Here is a 15,723-nt window from a genome sequence, read left to right as displayed (position 1 = left end):
TTTCAGGCAAAGGCCTCTTCCCTCGCCGAAGAGCGCCAACGGGAACTTCTCCTGTTCCACTCGAATGAAGCCTCCCTTCGGCGGAAGCAAGGGAGCTTTTTCTGCACCAGGGATATCTTGTGATGCCAAGTCGGATACAGATTCACCAGCGTCTGGAGCGAAGGCTGCCACGTAAACATGGCTGACGACCTTTTCATTGGTCCCTGCTCCCTAATCACACCACCATACGAATGTCCGACGGGCACCACCGGATTTTTCGCTTCAGCGATAACACCCCTTGTGCGCTCAACGTCTTGAGTGAACGAGATGGCGGAGTTTCGGTCGATGAGGGCTTTATGGCCCACTTGCGACAAGGTTTGATAGACGCTCCGCTATCCGGACGCGTCGACAAAAGCCCGTCTACAAGCACGACCGAAACGGCGTGGGGCACAAGTCGAGTTTGCTTCAATGTCATGACGCGAGCTCCGAGTTGGTATCGACCAGCTTATCCATCCGTGAAACAGGTCGACAGCTACGGGCAGTTCGGCGGAGGCTTTCCGGGTGTGGGTTGCCTTATGTGCTACCTCAGCCAATCGCTTTAGCTTATGTTTAAAGCGCATTTGGGCTGTTCTCAATTGCGATCAAGGTCTCGTCCCACTAGACGAAAGGATTGAAAAATAGACCTTCGTCTATGAATCTCGGCTAACGCAGTCCAGCGGAAAAGCGTAGTTTATGAGAGCACGAGCAGTGGGGGATTACTTGAAAAATCAGACGAACTTCGACACGATCATCGACCTGATCCCCGCGATGGCTTGGTCGACGACTTCTGATGGGATGCTTGATTTTGCCAATCAGCACTTTCTTGAATACATCGGCATGCCGCTTGCAGATATTGCCGGGGAAAATTTCTACCGCCTGTTTCATCCCGATGACGTCGCCCATTTGGGCTCGGAGTGGCGGAGCATCATGTCTTCCAAGACGGGAAGGGAAGTCGAAGGTCGGATCAGGCGCGCGGATGGCGATTACCGCTGGTGCTCTCTTCGTCAAAAGCCTCATCTCGATCCCGAAGGCAATGTTCTGAAATGGTATGGTGTCGTTCTCGATATCGAAGATCGTAAACAAGCCGAAGTTGCGCTCAAGGAGACGAAATCGGCACTTGCGGCTAGCGAAGAAAATCTCCGGCTCATCATCGATTCGCTTCCGGTGCTCGTATGGTCAGCACGACCTGATGGAAGCGCGGATTTTGTGAACCAGAGTTGGCTTGACTATGCCGGCCTGCAGGCCGAACGAATCCTCGAGTGGGGCTTTCTAGACCTTTACCATCCCGATGATATTCCGGAGATGGTGGAGATCTGGAAGCGGGACCTTGAGCATTCCGACCACACCCAGTTGAAAGGTCGCATCCGTGGCAGAGATGGACAATACCGCTGGTTCTATTTCTCCGGTCGGAAACTGAAGGATGCCAATGGCATCGTGCGCTGGTTCGGTGTTAACATCGACATCGAAAATCTCCAGTGCGCCGAGAACGCTCTGCGTGCGAGCGAGGCCGCACTCAGAGAGAGCGAGCACAAGCTCAACCTCATCATCAATACCATCCCAGCCATGGCGTGGTCGTGCACGCCGGACGGGCGGCTTGAATACTGGAACCAGCATCTAACCGATTTTGTCGGCCTTCCCTTCGAAGAAATCGTAGGCTTCGGTTTTTATCGGATGTTTCATCCTGAAGACGTTGAACGCATGCGCATAAGTTGGGAGGAAATTGTTGCCACCAAACGCCCCGATCCAGTAGATGCCCGCATCAGACGGTTCGACGGCGAATACAGGTGGTTCAACCTGCAACAAAGCCCACTACTTGATGCGGAAGGAAATGTCGTGCGGTGGTACGGCGTGGTTGTGGACATCGAGGATCGCAAACGAGCAGAAGAGTCCCTTCGGCAGAGCCAGAGCCACCTTGCACATGTTACCCGGCTGACCACCATCGGCGAGCTGGCCGTCTCGATCGCACACGAGATCAATCAGCCGCTGATGGCGATTGTTACCAATGCCGGGACCTGCCTGCGCTGGCTTCAGGACGGACATACAGATCTTGAGCAGGCTCGCCTGGCCGCGGAGCGGGTTGTGAATGACGGGCATCGCGCCGGCGAGATTGTTGCCAGTATACGTGCAATGGCCCAGAGATCTCCGGTGAGTATGGAGAGGACTGACTTTACCAGAGCGCTTCGTGACGTGCTTTTCCTTCTGCGGGAAGAGCTGCAATCCCGAGGCTTACAGGTCGTCACGGATCTTACGCCAGACCCCGTCTATGTCTTGGGTGATCGCACGCAGTTACAACAGGTCCTGCTTAATCTGATAATGAACAGCGCTGAGGCAATGCCTCCTGGCGCAGATGCAGTGATCAGGGTCAAGTGCACGCAGCGTCCAGAGGGCGGAGTCGAAGTTAGTGTTTCTGATACGGGGGAAGCTATCCCCCCTGAACAGCTCGACCGGGTATTTGAGGCGTTCTACACCACGAAACCTGACGGCATAGGAATGGGCCTTTCTATCTGCCGCTCTATCGTTGAGGCTCATGGAGGGCGCATCTGGGCTACATCCAGTCATCCACGCGGGAGCTCATTTAACTTCACGCTCTCCAGCTTCAAGGACGCGGCCATTGATCGATGACAGGAAGAACAGACGGCCCACTGTCATCATCATTGATGACGATCAAAGCGTCCGCGAAGCTCTCAAGGGGCTGTTCGAGTCCGTGGGCCTAAGCGCTGAAACCCACGGCTCCGTAAAAGAGTTCATGGCCGCAGACGATCCCGAAAAAGCCGCGTGTATAGTTCTCGACATCCGACTTCCCGGCCAAAGCGGACTTGAGTTTCAGGAGGAGTTGGCAAAGAGCAATCTTCCTCGGTCCGTCGTGTTGATTAGCGCTCACGTCGATGTGCCCATGGCGGTGCGGGCGATGAAGGCGGGCGCCATAGACGTACTTAGCAAACCGGTGCGGGAGCAAGATCTGTTGGAAGCCGTCAACCGCGCGATCGCTCGCGACGCCGCTCGTCGAGAGGAAAAAACACTGAACGTGGCCACCCGATCAAGATATTTGATGCTGACGGAGCGTGAGCGCCAAATTATGGCTTTAGTGATCGTCGGTAAACTTAATAAGCAGATTGCGGCAGAGCTTCAACTTGCTGAGGCAACGGTGAAGCTTCATCGGGGCCACATGATGCGGAAGATGAAGGCAACTTCAGTCGCTCATTTGGTCAAAATGGCCGACGGATTGTTGTAGGCGAAGCTCAGTGGAGATGAAGTGCGTTAAGCGGGAGCATGTTTCCATGCTCTTGATTGCAACCGAACGTACGACGACGCAAAATGGCCATGCGGCGCGCGAGCGAACGTCTTGACGATCCGCCGGCAACCTTGTTCACTCGGCCAATGTACAAAGCCGCGAAAACTCTGCAGATTAGAGTTTCTATCGATGAGATCGAGCCGGGCGTCTGGCGCCGTCTCATTCTGCGTGTCGATTGGAACCTGGAGCATCTGCATCTTGGAATCCAAGCTGCCTTCAAGTGGTGGAACTATCATCGCTATTAGTTCGACGTGGTGGTCTCCAGTATGGCGAGTCGAAATATTGACGAAGATCCCGAATATGCCGAAACCATTTAGTGGTGCGGTGGCTTTTTTGATTCAGATAGCGGACACGGATTTCCACAATGCTCTCCGCTCGAACGCCAAACGACACCTGTATCAACCGAAGCCGAAAGCCGTTCCGAAGAAATAAATTGGCTAGGTTCAAGGTGAACGCCTGGGACGGATTCGACCCCCCGGCACCCTATGTCTCTGCAATCTCAAATTGATCAACTACTTTGCTTTCCAAGCCGAGATGATGTACTACGGTTGAGCAAAACCGCCGCCATTGCCGTAGATCTGAACTCACTACCCGTCCGGTGGTTGTCGAGTGTCGCGTCAAGGCAAATTTGTCGTCGGCGCAACAGGGAACAGGCATTAAATTTCACGTAGTCGTACATCGCACTCTCGAATGCACCACGTCACGCGTTCTCGCCTTTCTGTGTACTAGCCAAATATATTTCCTCAATGTTTTGAGAGAGATTTAGGTCGAATTCGGCGTTGGGCATGGAAACACGTAGATTCTCAAACAGAGCCCGCGAGAAGCTTCCGATCACCCCGGTGTTCTCTCTGAGTTTTTCACAAGCGACCTTTAGACTATAGCCCCCGGATAAGGCAAAAACCCGGGCAACCTTAGGATGCTCGACAAGTGCTGCGTAGAGATCGGGCTGACTTGGCAGAGTAAGCTTCAATATGACCTGCGTTCCATGAGCAAGTTCCGAAAGGTTCTTGAGGATTTCCTTGACCAAAATGGCTTCGGCAATCACCTTATCCGGGCTGCTGACGAGAACCTCAGGCTCGATAATCGGGATCAATCCATTCTTTAGGATGGTCGATGCCACGTCAAATTGTTGCCTAACAGCAATAGAAATGCCTTTTTCGGACGCTGAATGCACGACCGAACGCATTTTCGTCCCGAGGACGCCTTTTTCCAATGCGCGCTCTAGCAAATTGCTCAGATTTGGCATGGGCTTCATCAACTGAACGCCGTCCTGCTCAGCTTCTCGACCGCTGTCGACCTTTAGAAAGGAGAAAATTCCGCGATCTTCCCAAAGGTAAGCCGGGATTGATTTGGCGCCGATGGAGCGATCCATAGTGTGTTCGAACAAGATGGCGCCAATTACACGTTCGCTAGAGAATGTGGGGGCGGTCATTATCCTTACGCGCACCTCATGGATAAGCTTCAACATTTCCGTTTCGCCCTGATAGGCCGCGTCGGATATTCCGTATGAGCGCAAGGTCTCGGGGGTAGAGCCTCCGCTTTGATCGAGCGCTGCGACAATCCCGGGTGTTGAAGTCAACCGGGCGGCCATTTCTTTGCGAGTTTCCGTATTCATGCGTACTTTCCCTTCCTCCGATTGAACAGAAATTTCGAGGCGTGGCTCAGCGAGAAGATACCGCGCGTCCTTGCGCTAGTGTGCACGGCCGGCGAGGCAGATGGCGGGCGAGCCCATCGGGCAAGATTGCCATCTCACAACCTGAAGTTCTTCCGGTGAAATGCCTGCCGGAAGCCTACTTTCCTAAGGTTATCAAAGGAAATATTCGGTTCTCCAACTACAGGTTCCAATGTCTCGACGGCAAATGTCGACACGCCGTTGCCGAGCCCATGTTCGACACGGCTTTTGATGAGCGCTTTTTGAACACCGCGATTTCGGAACTCCGGAAGTGTCGTGCCACCGCCTAACCATGCGTAAGTGCCAGACTGATACATGGCAGCTGTTCCGACTGGATACTCACCATCGAGGGCGAAAAAACACGACCAGCCTCCTTTTCCGACGATTGCAGACCACAACCTCGTCAGGGTCGATGGAAAGTTAAAGCCTTTGCACACCATCGATCCAAAGAGCATGGCTTCCTCAACATGAACGAGGCGCGTTCGGAAAGAGTTGGGCTCCGAAAGGTTCACTGATGAGCCGTCGTAGACAAGCTTCGCCCAGCCGACACCATACTCAAGCAGACCCTTGGCAAGGATCCAGTCTTTAGTCCCGGCCGAAACCTTATCTATATTTACCTGGAAAAACCGGTGTCCGGTCTTTCCAATCATCCACTCATAGGCTTCCTCAAGATCCGTCACGGAGTTCAGTCCCAATACACGGTTCAGACCGATGGCCGGCGCGCTTGGCAGCGAGATTGCGCATCCACGGTTGATGGGCAGGCATTCAAAATGCTCTTCCGCCCTGAGCTCTGCCGGTGAGACATTGTACAGATCGACGAAGGCTTTGACCTCGATAGCCTCCTCTTCTGCCGGAGATGAACGTTGTGAAAAATGCGAATTCAAATGACCATGCCGCTGTCTTCGACTGATGGAGATGGAAACGAGGTTGATCAGAAACCAAGCTCGCTGAGCCCCGGGTGGTCGTCGGGCCGACGACCGAGCGGCCAGTGAAAGCGACGGTCTTCCGCGCGGATCGGCAGGTCGTTAATGCAGGCGTATCGCTTGCCCATCAGGCCACTATCATTGAACTCCCAGTTCTCGTTGCCGAAGGATCGGAACCAATTGCCGCTGTCGTCATGCCACTCATATGCAAACCTGACGGCAATCCTGTTGCCATCGAACGCCCACAGCTCCTTGATCAGACGGTAGTCGAGCTCCCGCCGCCATTTTCCTGTGAGAAAAGCAACGATTGCCTCACGACCATTGACGAACTCGACGCGGTTACGCCACTGACTATCAACCGTGTATGCGAACGCGACCTTGCCCGGGTCCCGGCTATTCCAGCCATCTTCGGCAAGCCGCACCTTTTCGGCAGCCGTCTCTGATGTAAACGGGGGCAGAGGCGGTCTTTCAGCGTCGGTCATTCGGATCTTCCTTCTAATCTTGCCCGCAACGCTGCATTTTCAGCTTCCAGCTGTTGCAGCTTCTGACGAAGCGGTGCGACTGCTTGCTCAACCTGCTGTTCGGTGTAGCGGGGGATGATGTGCTGGGGACAGTTCCAGTCGTATGCTTCGACCCGGAGCTTGAATATCCGCTCTGCACGGCCCCTATACGTCGGATCGGATACGAGGTCCGTGAGCGATTGGTCGGCGTCGAGCGTCAGCCGCTCGACGTGGGCATAGACTTTGAGCCGGGTCCGTCGGACATAGTCCATTAGGAACAGACAGGCGCGGTCGTTGGCTGCGAAATTCCCTGCGCTGATGTACTGGCGGTTTCCGCGATAGTCGGCAAATGCCATCGTTTGCGGATCAACAACCTTGAGGAAACCGATTTTCCCACCGCGATGTTGAACATACGGCCAACCCGTTTCTGACACAGACGCGATATAGAAGCTGTCGCGCGTCGCGATGAAAGCGATCTCATTCTCCGTCAAAGTATCCGAAGGGCGATCGTGCTCGCCCAGCCATATCTGGTCGACCCCCATATCCGCCTGCGCGGCTCGGACGCTTGGCGTCACGGCGACTTCCAGAAAGTGGTACGCCATACCTCGTCTCCATACTCGAGGAGGCCCGCATCAGCGGATAATGCGGGCCTTAATCTATCTTCAGGTGCCTAAATCCTTCGGCTAAAGCATCAATCTTGCAAGGCCCAGTCGGCTACTTCCCAGCGCATCTGACCACGATCAGAGACCACGCGACCAAGACCTGGGAATGGCATGTGTGTCGCAGCGATCAGGGCACCTTCCGAGGCAGCTTGTGGGAAGAAGCGATCGCGCATGGCTTTCGCAGCAGCCTGATCCTGTTCGAACAGGAAGAACACGTCCGACGCAGCCGGATGGACAACCGGGAAAATCATGTCGGAAACCATGATCAGGCTCTTGGCGCCATCCTCGATGCGGACGCCGATATGGCCAGGCGTATGGCCGGTCAGGTCGACAATCGAGACGCCGGGAACGATCTCGCGCTCTCCGTCGATCGCTTGCAGCTTCGGATAGAGGCGCACCACCTCTTCAGCCATCTTGAAGCTGGGCTGCAGGAAATCAGGCGCGCCATTGCGCTTAGCCCGGTCGGTCCAGTGCTTGACGTCGCGACGGTCTACATAGACCTCGGCATCGGGGTAATTGTTCTTACCGCCGGGAACCAAACCGCCCATGTGGTCCTGGTGCATATGTGTCACGATAACGGCATCGATCTGGCTCGGCTTCAGACCGAGCGTGGCCAGCGCCTGCGGCAGATGCCCGGTTTCCCCGATAGAACCTGCAGCGCCGGCATCGATCAGGATGCGTTGCTTACCGTCTTCAACGAGGTATTGATTGAACAGAAAACGAACCCCGCTGGGTCTGGCCGTAAATTGGGCGTTTGCGGCCTTTTCCACTTCCTGGGCTGAGCGTCCCGGGAAATAGTTGTAGGGCATATCGGCATACCCGTCCGTAAGCGCCGTCACCGTAAAACGGCCGATGCGAATCTGTGCAAACGGCGTTGTTGCGACGGGGGTTCCGGCAGCCTTGGATGTTGCAGCCTCGGCAGTCAAGTCGCTGAGAAGACTTCCGCCGAAAAAGGTTCCTCCAACGAGACCAAGAGGCAGAGCGCTCGCGAAGGCGCGGCGTGAAAGCTGAGGCATGCCATTCTCCTCGGGTTTAGTCGGTGATGTTTGTGGTGCCTGTGAACGTGTCGGCATAAAGAAGTTGCGCATGGTATTCCCCCAGTCGGTGATTGATGTGGACAGCAGCTGACGCTCAGCTCCTTTGCTGGTTCGGCTCAGCTGCTGTTGTGATGAGCTCTGCGACTTCGTCAGGCTGGGACAGCATTACCGCATGGCTGCTGCTAACCTCTACGACCGCGGCACCTGCGCGCGCGGCCATCGCTGCCTGCGCTTGAGCGGGTATCATCCGATCTTCCGTTGCGAGCAGATAGAAGGATGGCTTGGTTTTCCATGCCGCAGAGGTGATCTTGCCCTGGACGGCTTCAAGGCCCCACGGCCTCTGGGCGGCAGCCATAAACTGCGCTTCGGCGGGATCTATGTCGGCCGAGAATGCGGCCGCAAACTTCTGCGGATCGATTTTGATGAAGCCATCCTTCGGCGGAAGGAGTGGGGCTGTCTCCGCACCAGGGACCGCTTGCGAGGCCAGGTCGAAGACGGATTCCCCGGCGTCGGGAACGAAGGCTGCTAAATAAACGAGACTCAGGACCTTTTCTTCGATCCCTGCCTCCGTGATGACGGCGCCACCGTAAGAATGCCCAACGAGCACAACTGGATGCTTCGCCTCGGCGATAACGCTTTTGGTGCGCTCAACATCCTGCTCGAAGGTTACAGCAGAGTTCTGAACAACGAGAACCTCATAGCCTTCCTCCGACAAGGTGTAGTAGACCTTTCGCCAACCGGAGGCATCCACGAACGCACCGTGCACAAGCACCACTGAAACCGATTCGGATAGAGGACGAGGAGTATCTAGGGTCATTGCGCGAGCTCCCGGGTGACACCATTTGACTGATCTGCCCGCGAAAGCTCAACAGCGTTGAGTTTTTTGGCGGATATAGCATTGCCTCGATGAGTGTGATGATGCACTGCTAATGCTGGCGTGCTCCACTCGCTTGACGGCCATGGTAGGGCTGATGACGCCAACTCTCAATTGAGACATTGGTCCCCTCCGACTAGACGAAGGGACTGCAGAAATAGACCTTGGTCTATAAATCTCAGCTAACCTAATATCGCAGCACAGAGTATTTTCAGCCCCGCACCAGCGTTACACGCAGCCGGGGGATCGACTTGGAAAACCCAACACATCCTGACGAGATCATCGACATGATCCCGGCAATGGCTTGGTCTACAACATCCGATGGAATGCTGGATTTCGCCAATCAGCACTTCCTGGAATATGTCGGTCTGCTACTTGCTGATATTGCCGGCGAAAACTTCTACCGCCTCTTCCATCCCGATGAGCTCGATCGACTAGGCACGGATTGGCGGAACATCATGACTTACAAGACCGCCAAGGAAGTCGAGGGACGGCTCAGACGCGCGGACGCCGAGTTTAGGTGGTGTAGTTCTTCGGCAAAAGCCACGGCCCGATCCGGGAGGAAAGGTCGTCAGGTGGTATGCGTGGTTCTTGATATCGAGGATCGCAATTGTGACACTTGTAGTGGACGGGAGAATTCTTCATACCACTGAGCTTCTGCATGACGACGAAGGTACATATGACAGCCGCCGTATCCACCGTGACACAGCCCAGAACTTATCTCACGGTGCTGGCCGTCCTGGGTCTGACCCACCTGCTGAACGATCTGATGCAATCCCTGATCCCCGCCGCGTATCCGATCTTGAAGGATGCCTATGCCCTAGATTTCGTGCAGATTGGCATGATCACCATGACGTTTCAGATTGCCGGCTCGCTACTGCAGCCGGCAATCGGCATGATCACCGACAAACATCCCGCACCCTATTCGCCTGTCGTAGGAATGATGTTCACGCTCTCGGGTCTGGTCAGCCTCGCTTTCGCTCATAGCTACGCGATGATCCTCGTATCGGTCGCCCTGATTGGTATTGGATCATCCATTTTCCACCCCGAAGCCACTCGTATGGCGCGGTATGCAGCCGGTGGCCGCCAAGGATTGGCGCAGGGGCTTTTCCAGGTTGGCGGTCAGGCCGGAGGCGCGCTCGGCCCAGTTTTCGCGGCGCTGGTCATCGTGCCCTGGGGGCAGCCGAGCCTCGCGTGGTTTGCTGTGCTGGCATTGCTGGCGATGACGCTCCTGGTTTGGATCGGAAGCAAACAGCGTCAGATCGGTGCCGAGTTTGCAGCGATGCGAGAAAAGGGCAATCAGAAGGACGGGACCGTCCGTCATGCACCGGTAACGATCGGCGTTGGCCTGGTTGTTCTGACATTGCTCATGTTCGTCAAGAACGCGTATGGCGAGAGCTTCCGATCATTCTACACATTCTACCTGATGGAGAAGTTCGGCCTCTCGATCCCTTCAGCGCAGATGATGCTCTTCATCTTCCTGTTGGCTTCAGCAGCTGGAGCGCTCATCGGCGGGATTGTGGGCGATCGGATCGGGCGCTACCGCATAATCTGGATTTCCGTCCTGGGACCTCTCCCACTGACGCTGATGCTGCCGCACGTTGGTTTGCTCTGGACCGGTGTTCTGACCGTGTTGATCAACTTGATCATGGCCAGCGCATTCGCGTCGATACTGATTTATGCGATCGAATTGCTACCGAATAGAATCGGGCTGATTGGCGGGCTGTTTTATGGACTGAACTTCGGACTGGGCGGCATAGCCGCCGCGCTTCTGGGGGTACTCGCAGATAGCTATGGCGTTGAGACAGTTTACTACATCTGCTCCTTTCTGCCTCTCGCAGGCCTTCTCGCCTGGTTCCTTCCGAATATCGAGGAAAGCAGAACGTAGGCTGCGGAGATCTTGATTGGGCGGTCTTGAACGGAATCGGCCTGTGATTTGTGCGGCATAACAACCAATTATGGGACTAAATACTTGACCAAGCGCTTCACGCACCAACAGGCTGAAGGACCTTAATCATGACGTCGATTGATAATTCCAACCCGCTCGCGACAATGCTGAACACGTCTGCGGGTTCGACAAGGATGGCGACGGCAAGTCGAATGCTGACGGGTGTAAAAGGTCAACGCGATACTGCAACACGCAATCGCGGCAGACGATACCGGAAAACCGAGCGTTGGCTATAGCGAGCGGATGGATCACGCCGAGGATGGGGAATGAGCCAGGACGAGATGAACACAACCGGCGTTATGATGCCGCGGGCCTTAGCGATCCTAACTTTCGATCCATCCTACCTCCATTTTAAGGGTGACCCTCGGGTGCTCGAGGCCACAGCCCTTCTGCAAAAACACATAGGAACGAAATCGTAGTTCAAGCCAAAGGGCGAGCGTTATAGCCGCCCGCCCTTTTTCCGTTTTGGATCCGGAGCCTGTTCCTCGCCGCCGGCCCGGATGTTCCGACTGTCTGCCTGTCGATGTCTGGTCACTTATGGAACGCCGCAATCTCGACCCATGCCCCCGGCTACCGGCCGGAATTGCCGGCGACGGTCGCGACCGCAACGAGTCCGGTGAATGGCGACGGCTCCGGCGAGAAGGCGTCATAGGCGCAGGGCGCCGCAAATATGACGACAGCCAGCAGGCAGAAGACGATACGTTTCATCGAGATCTCCTCGCTGGCTTCCCTCAAACCACTGTCAGCACGACGTCGATATTGCCGCGCGTCGCCTTGGAATACGGGCAGGTCTGGTGCGCATCGTCCACGATCGACCGGGCAAGTTTCGAATCAAGACCCGGCAAGCTTACGGCGAGGCGGGCTTGGAGGAAATAAGTGCCATCTGCCGTCCCGAGATCAACTTCCGCATCAACGGCCGTGTCTACCGGAAGCGTGATCTTTCGTTTACCGGCAGCCTTTGTCATGGCGCCGATAAAGCAGGCAGACCAGCCTGCTGCGAAGAGCTGTTCGGGATTGGTACCGGGCTTGCCACTGCCCGGAGGCGAAAGTTTCACCTCCAGCTGGGTATCATCGCTGCGCGCGAAGCCGTCGCGCCCGCCTGTCGTGTGGGTCTTGCCCGTATAGAGAACATTCTCGATCTTGGCCATGGAACACTCCTTTGCTCTGTCACATTGCGCGACTCGTTGACTAGTGTGTTTTCTCGGCTCTACGTATCGGGCATGTTTGCGAAAACGTCGGAATTGTATCGGAGCGTACGATCTGGCTAGCTCGACATTCTGGCTTACAAAACCGCCTGATGCCTCAAGCGCAATAGATCGGTGTCATCGAAACGCGACCTCAGCGGCCAACCCACCACCGGCGCGATTATAGAGCCTGACGGACCCACCGATCGTCGATGCTAGCTGCTGGGCGATGGCCAGTCCCAGCCCCGTGCCTCCAGTATCGCGATTGCGCGACGTCTCAAGGCGAAAGAACGGTTGCATGGCGGCTTGCAGTTTGTCGTCCGGAATACCTGGTCCTTGATCCAGAACAGTGATGACGATATCGCCTTCACCTTTGCGTTCCACGCTTATCTCGGCGGCGCCTGCAAACTTGATGGCGTTGTCGATAAAGTTGGTTAGTATCCGTCGCAACGCATGGGGTTTGGTCACAGCCGTGCCCTGGACGATGTCTACGACTGTGACGGCTTTTCCAGTGTCCTGATAGTCGTAGACGATGCTGTCCATGAACGACGACAGATCGATACGGGATGTCTTCTCGCCATTGCTGTGAGAGCTGCGCGCGTAGGCGATGCCGTCCTGTATGAGACGTTCGATCTCGCGCAGGTCGCTAACAAGTTTTTCCTTTTCGGGCGTCTCATCCGCCATGTCCGCCCGCAATCGCATGCGCGTGATCGGCGTCTGCAGGTCATGCGAGATCGCTGCAAGGATTTGTACCCGCTCTTCCAGGTAATGGGCGATACGGTCACGCATGGCATTGAAGGCGCGCGCCGCATGGGCAACCTCGCTCGGTCCGCCCTCTGTCAGGGGAGATCCCTTCTTGCCGGGATCAAGTGCATCGGCAGCAGCGGCGAGAGCGCCTAGCGGACGAATTGCGAGGCGCACCGCAAACCAGGTGCAGAGGATGAGCAGAACCATCTGGGCCGCGAAGACATACGGCAGCCATTCGGCCAAGGGCATCACACCTCGCGGGGTCACATCGATGGTCAGCAGCGAACCGTCCGAAAGCGTCAGATGCCCCTGCAGCCGCATTTGGTCGCCCGGAATGGCTTCGACGCGGATCGGAAACCTGTTTCCAGCCGCCTGGCTTATCCGGTCCGCGATCTCCGCACCGCGCCCGGACAAATCCGGGACGCCGGGAAGTCCGGAACCAAGAACGAGGCGATAGCTGCCGCGGCTTAGGCGATGCAGCCAATCGGCCCGCTCGTTGGCGGGAAGGCGGTCGAGAATTGCGATCGACGTTGCCAGATCGCTTTCCAATGTCCCGAGCATGACGGCTTTCGCCGACATATACCGTTCGGCAAAGAGGATGCAGAAGGACAGGCCATAGGCGATCGCCAGCCCGGTAAAGAGAATCAGGAAAATGCGCGACCTCAGGGTGCTCGGCCACCAGCCGAGGCGCATCTTGCCGCCCTCGATCATCTCCTGGGCTCCGAGATCTCGACCGGGACGGAAAAGACGTAACCCTCGGCACGCACGGTCCTGATATAGATTGGCTCTCGCGCATCGTCCCCGAGCCGCTGTCGCAGCCGACTGACCAGAAGATCGATCGAGCGATCGAACAGGTCAGCGTCACGTCCCTGGGTGAGGTTGAGAAGCTGGTCACGGTTGAGGACACGCTGCGGATGATCGATGAACACGCGCAGGAGACGGTATTCGGCGCCGCTCAGTGCGACTTCGGTGCCTTGCTTGTCGAGGAGATGCCGTCCGACCGTATCAAGTTGCCATTCACCGAAGGTCAGAAGCTGGCCGGCCTCGCTAATCTGCAGGTTGGGGGGCAGCATCCGCGTCCGCCGCAACACTGCCTTGATCCGCGCCAGAAGCTCGCGTGCTGCGAACGGCTTCGGCAGATAGTCGTCGGCGCCCATCTCGAGCCCAATGATCCGGTCCATCTCGTCATCGCGTGCTGTCAGCATGATGACTGGGATTGCCTTGTGCTTGCCGGCGCGAAGCTCGCGGCACAGAACCAGTCCATCGTCGCCCGGCATCATCACATCAAGCACGATCAGGTCCACCGTGTTACCCTCGAGAAAGCTGCGCATCTGGCGACCATCTGCGGCCACGGACGTGCGAAGGCCATTTTTTTTCAGATAGCTCGATACCAGTTCGCGGATTTCCCGGTCGTCATCGACAATCAGGATGTGGTCGACATGCTCCATCTTCAGTCTTTCAAACGATAACTTGCGGGCTGTACAGTGCGTTTCTATTAGTTCGACGATGGGTTGCCGAGAGTAAAGTAGTTTCTCGCGGCAACCGGCCCGCGGCTAGAGCTTTGCGACATCGATAATGGCTTGAGCGAAAGCCTGAGGTGCTTCCTGCGGCAGATTGTGTCCGATACCGCCTGTCACCTCTCGATGTTCGTATTTGCCGGAGAATTTTTTGACATAAGAGGATGGATCCGGATGCGGTGCGCCATTGGCATCGCCTTCCAGGGTGATCGTCGGGATGGTGATAACCGGCCCCATGGCAAGCTGCTTCTCGTAGGCGTCGAATTTCTGTTCACCCTTGGCAAGGCCGAGCCGCCAGCGATAATTATGGATGGTGATATCGACATGGTCGGGATTGTCGAACGCGCGAGCCGAGCGGTCAAAGGTTTCGTCGTCGAAATTCCATGTCGGAGACGCCGTCTGCCATATCAGCCTCGCGAAATCGCGCGTGTTGGCGGCATAGCCAACACGGCCGCGCTCGGTGGCGAAATAGAACTGATACCACCATGCAAGCTCGGCCTTCGGGGGCAAAGGTTTTTTGTTGATCTCCTGGCTGCCGATCAGGTAGCCGCTCACGGACACGATCGCCTTGCAGCGTTGCGGCCAGAGCGCAGCCATGATGTTGACTGTGCGCGCGCCCCAATCGTATCCGCCGAGGATTGCCTTTTCGATGCCCAGTGCATCCATGAATGCGATCATATCGACCGCCAGGGCCGCCTGTTGACCATTGCGTGGCGTATCGCCCGAGAGAAAGCGCGTCGTGCCGTAACCGCGAAGGTAAGGGACTATGACGCGGTATCCGGCCTCGGCCAGCATTGGTGTGACATCGACATAGCTGTAGATGTCGTAGGGCCAGCCGTGCACCAGCAGGACAACGGCCCCATCGGCGGGACCAGATTCGGCGTAACCGATATCGAGAACACCGGCCTTGATCTGCTTCAGCGCAGCAAAGGTTGTGTGACCTCCCGATTTGGCAATGGGTGAGGATAGGGCGGGCTGGGCATTGGCGACCGCCGTCATGCCGAACTCGACGGCCGCAACTGTCGCGGCGGCAACCCCGAGAAAACGGCGGCGCTGGTGATTGATTTCATCTGACATCGTTTTTTCTCCATCTCGATTGATCCAGATCTGAAGAAAGCCGGCTGCATGTATCCCCCATGTGTCTCAGGTCGGACGTAATTGAATGTCGATGTAGCATTCAGCATCCCGGATACACTCCGATACAATTCGCCCCTCCCTCTGTAGCCGTACGCACCCCGACTTAGATTTGTGTCGTTCTGTAACGCGGCGAGCTTTTCCTACAGTTGGGTACAGTTCTCGCAGAAGCCGGACACATCCGCGATACGTCGCGCCGACCAGATTGGCCTCGT

Annotated in this window: 16 protein-coding genes; 5 read left to right on the top strand and 11 right to left on the bottom strand. The window is 56.3% G+C overall.

The window, feature by feature from the left end; translation table 11 throughout:
• Window positions 1-738: 738 nt before the first annotated feature.
• The 3 genes from QO002_RS29825 to QO002_RS29815 all read left to right on the top strand — a co-directional run bounded on the left by QO002_RS29825 (window position 739) and on the right by QO002_RS29815 (window position 3,555).
• Window positions 739-2,640, top strand: a complete 1,902-nt coding sequence (locus tag QO002_RS29825; protein WP_307237055.1) for a PAS domain-containing sensor histidine kinase — start codon at window positions 739-741, stop codon at window positions 2,638-2,640.
• Entirely contained in the window at window positions 2,630-3,250 is a 621-nt protein-coding gene (locus QO002_RS29820) for a response regulator transcription factor (RefSeq protein ID WP_307237052.1), read from the top strand. Before QO002_RS29825 ends, QO002_RS29820 begins: the two co-directional genes overlap by 11 nt.
• 83 nt (window positions 3,251-3,333) lie before the next feature.
• Window positions 3,334-3,555, top strand: coding sequence for an IS1096 element passenger TnpR family protein (locus QO002_RS29815; protein ID WP_307237049.1), 222 nt, complete (start codon window positions 3,334-3,336; stop codon window positions 3,553-3,555).
• 455 nt (window positions 3,556-4,010) lie between these two features.
• Here the strand turns inward: QO002_RS29815 and QO002_RS29810 are convergent, their stop codons facing one another.
• The 6 genes from QO002_RS29810 to QO002_RS29785 all read right to left on the bottom strand — a co-directional run bounded on the left by QO002_RS29810 (window position 4,011) and on the right by QO002_RS29785 (window position 8,921).
• The gene (locus QO002_RS29810) at window positions 4,011-4,925 is read right to left on the bottom strand and encodes a fructose bisphosphate aldolase (RefSeq protein ID WP_307237045.1); all 915 of its coding nucleotides are present in this window, start codon (window positions 4,923-4,925) and stop codon (window positions 4,011-4,013) included.
• A gap of 134 nt (window positions 4,926-5,059) precedes the next feature.
• Window positions 5,060-5,866, bottom strand: a complete 807-nt coding sequence (locus QO002_RS29805; protein WP_307237042.1) for a GNAT family N-acetyltransferase — start codon at window positions 5,864-5,866, stop codon at window positions 5,060-5,062.
• Window positions 5,867-5,913: 47 nt separating this feature from the next.
• Complete coding sequence (locus QO002_RS29800; protein WP_307237039.1) at window positions 5,914-6,387, bottom strand: nuclear transport factor 2 family protein; 474 nt, start codon at window positions 6,385-6,387, stop codon at window positions 5,914-5,916.
• Complete coding sequence (locus QO002_RS29795; RefSeq protein WP_307237036.1) at window positions 6,384-7,007, bottom strand: pyridoxamine 5'-phosphate oxidase family protein; 624 nt, start codon at window positions 7,005-7,007, stop codon at window positions 6,384-6,386. The genes QO002_RS29800 and QO002_RS29795 overlap by 4 nt, the downstream gene beginning before the upstream one ends.
• 89 nt (window positions 7,008-7,096) lie before the next feature.
• Window positions 7,097-8,083, bottom strand: coding sequence for an MBL fold metallo-hydrolase (locus QO002_RS29790; RefSeq protein ID WP_307237033.1), 987 nt, complete (start codon window positions 8,081-8,083; stop codon window positions 7,097-7,099).
• 115 nt (window positions 8,084-8,198) lie between these two features.
• On the bottom strand, window positions 8,199-8,921 hold the full coding sequence (locus tag QO002_RS29785) for an alpha/beta hydrolase (protein ID WP_307237030.1): 723 nt from the start codon (window positions 8,919-8,921) through the stop codon (window positions 8,199-8,201).
• A 308-nt stretch (window positions 8,922-9,229) separates the two neighbouring features.
• On the opposite strand from QO002_RS29785, the gene QO002_RS29780 reads away from it, so the two are divergent.
• Both QO002_RS29780 and QO002_RS29775 read left to right on the top strand, forming a co-directional pair.
• On the top strand, window positions 9,230-9,631 hold the full coding sequence (locus QO002_RS29780) for a PAS domain-containing protein (protein ID WP_307237027.1): 402 nt from the start codon (window positions 9,230-9,232) through the stop codon (window positions 9,629-9,631).
• Window positions 9,632-9,639: 8 nt separating this feature from the next.
• The gene (locus QO002_RS29775) at window positions 9,640-10,866 is read left to right on the top strand and encodes an MFS transporter (RefSeq protein ID WP_307237024.1); all 1,227 of its coding nucleotides are present in this window, start codon (window positions 9,640-9,642) and stop codon (window positions 10,864-10,866) included.
• A gap of 630 nt (window positions 10,867-11,496) precedes the next feature.
• Here QO002_RS29775 and QO002_RS29770 read toward each other — a convergent pair.
• From QO002_RS29770 to QO002_RS29750, 5 genes are all read right to left on the bottom strand, one after another.
• Window positions 11,497-11,634 (bottom strand): hypothetical protein, encoded by a 138-nt coding sequence (locus QO002_RS29770; RefSeq protein WP_307237021.1) that lies wholly within the window; start codon window positions 11,632-11,634, stop codon window positions 11,497-11,499.
• A 23-nt stretch (window positions 11,635-11,657) separates the two neighbouring features.
• On the bottom strand, window positions 11,658-12,074 hold the full coding sequence (locus tag QO002_RS29765) for an organic hydroperoxide resistance protein (protein WP_307237018.1): 417 nt from the start codon (window positions 12,072-12,074) through the stop codon (window positions 11,658-11,660).
• A 174-nt stretch (window positions 12,075-12,248) separates the two neighbouring features.
• Window positions 12,249-13,568 carry a sensor histidine kinase gene (locus QO002_RS29760; RefSeq protein ID WP_307237015.1) on the bottom strand — a complete coding sequence of 440 codons (1,320 nt, stop codon included), beginning with the start codon at window positions 13,566-13,568 and terminating at the stop codon, window positions 12,249-12,251.
• On the bottom strand, window positions 13,565-14,305 hold the full coding sequence (locus tag QO002_RS29755; protein WP_307237012.1) for a response regulator: 741 nt from the start codon (window positions 14,303-14,305) through the stop codon (window positions 13,565-13,567). The genes QO002_RS29760 and QO002_RS29755 overlap by 4 nt, the downstream gene beginning before the upstream one ends.
• A gap of 105 nt (window positions 14,306-14,410) precedes the next feature.
• Window positions 14,411-15,451, bottom strand: a complete 1,041-nt coding sequence (locus QO002_RS29750) for an alpha/beta fold hydrolase (protein WP_307237009.1) — start codon at window positions 15,449-15,451, stop codon at window positions 14,411-14,413.
• Window positions 15,452-15,723: the final 272 nt, after the last annotated feature.

Source organism: Pararhizobium capsulatum DSM 1112, assembly GCF_030814475.1.
In the GTDB taxonomy this organism is placed as follows: domain Bacteria; phylum Pseudomonadota; class Alphaproteobacteria; order Rhizobiales; family Rhizobiaceae; genus Pararhizobium; species Pararhizobium capsulatum.
The sequence above is the reverse complement of the archived record's forward strand: the minus strand, read 5'-3'. Positions and strand labels throughout refer to the sequence as shown.

Coding starts and splice junctions, on each gene's coding strand:
- QO002_RS29790 (WP_307237033.1), bottom strand. CDS start 8,083: ATGCCTCAGCTTTCACGCCGCGCCTTCGCGAGCGCTCTGCCTCTTGGT.
- QO002_RS29775 (WP_307237024.1), top strand. CDS start 9,640: ATGACGACGAAGGTACATATGACAGCCGCCGTATCCACCGTGACACAG.
- QO002_RS29750 (WP_307237009.1), bottom strand. CDS start 15,451: ATGTCAGATGAAATCAATCACCAGCGCCGCCGTTTTCTCGGGGTTGCC.
- QO002_RS29760 (WP_307237015.1), bottom strand. CDS start 13,568: ATGATCGAGGGCGGCAAGATGCGCCTCGGCTGGTGGCCGAGCACCCTG.
- QO002_RS29765 (WP_307237018.1), bottom strand. CDS start 12,074: ATGGCCAAGATCGAGAATGTTCTCTATACGGGCAAGACCCACACGACA.
- QO002_RS29795 (WP_307237036.1), bottom strand. CDS start 7,007: ATGGCGTACCACTTTCTGGAAGTCGCCGTGACGCCAAGCGTCCGAGCC.
- QO002_RS29755 (WP_307237012.1), bottom strand. CDS start 14,305: ATGGAGCATGTCGACCACATCCTGATTGTCGATGACGACCGGGAAATC.
- QO002_RS29810 (WP_307237045.1), bottom strand. CDS start 4,925: ATGAATACGGAAACTCGCAAAGAAATGGCCGCCCGGTTGACTTCAACA.
- QO002_RS29800 (WP_307237039.1), bottom strand. CDS start 6,387: ATGACCGACGCTGAAAGACCGCCTCTGCCCCCGTTTACATCAGAGACG.
- QO002_RS29785 (WP_307237030.1), bottom strand. CDS start 8,921: ATGACCCTAGATACTCCTCGTCCTCTATCCGAATCGGTTTCAGTGGTG.
- QO002_RS29770 (WP_307237021.1), bottom strand. CDS start 11,634: ATGAAACGTATCGTCTTCTGCCTGCTGGCTGTCGTCATATTTGCGGCG.
- QO002_RS29815 (WP_307237049.1), top strand. CDS start 3,334: ATGGCCATGCGGCGCGCGAGCGAACGTCTTGACGATCCGCCGGCAACC.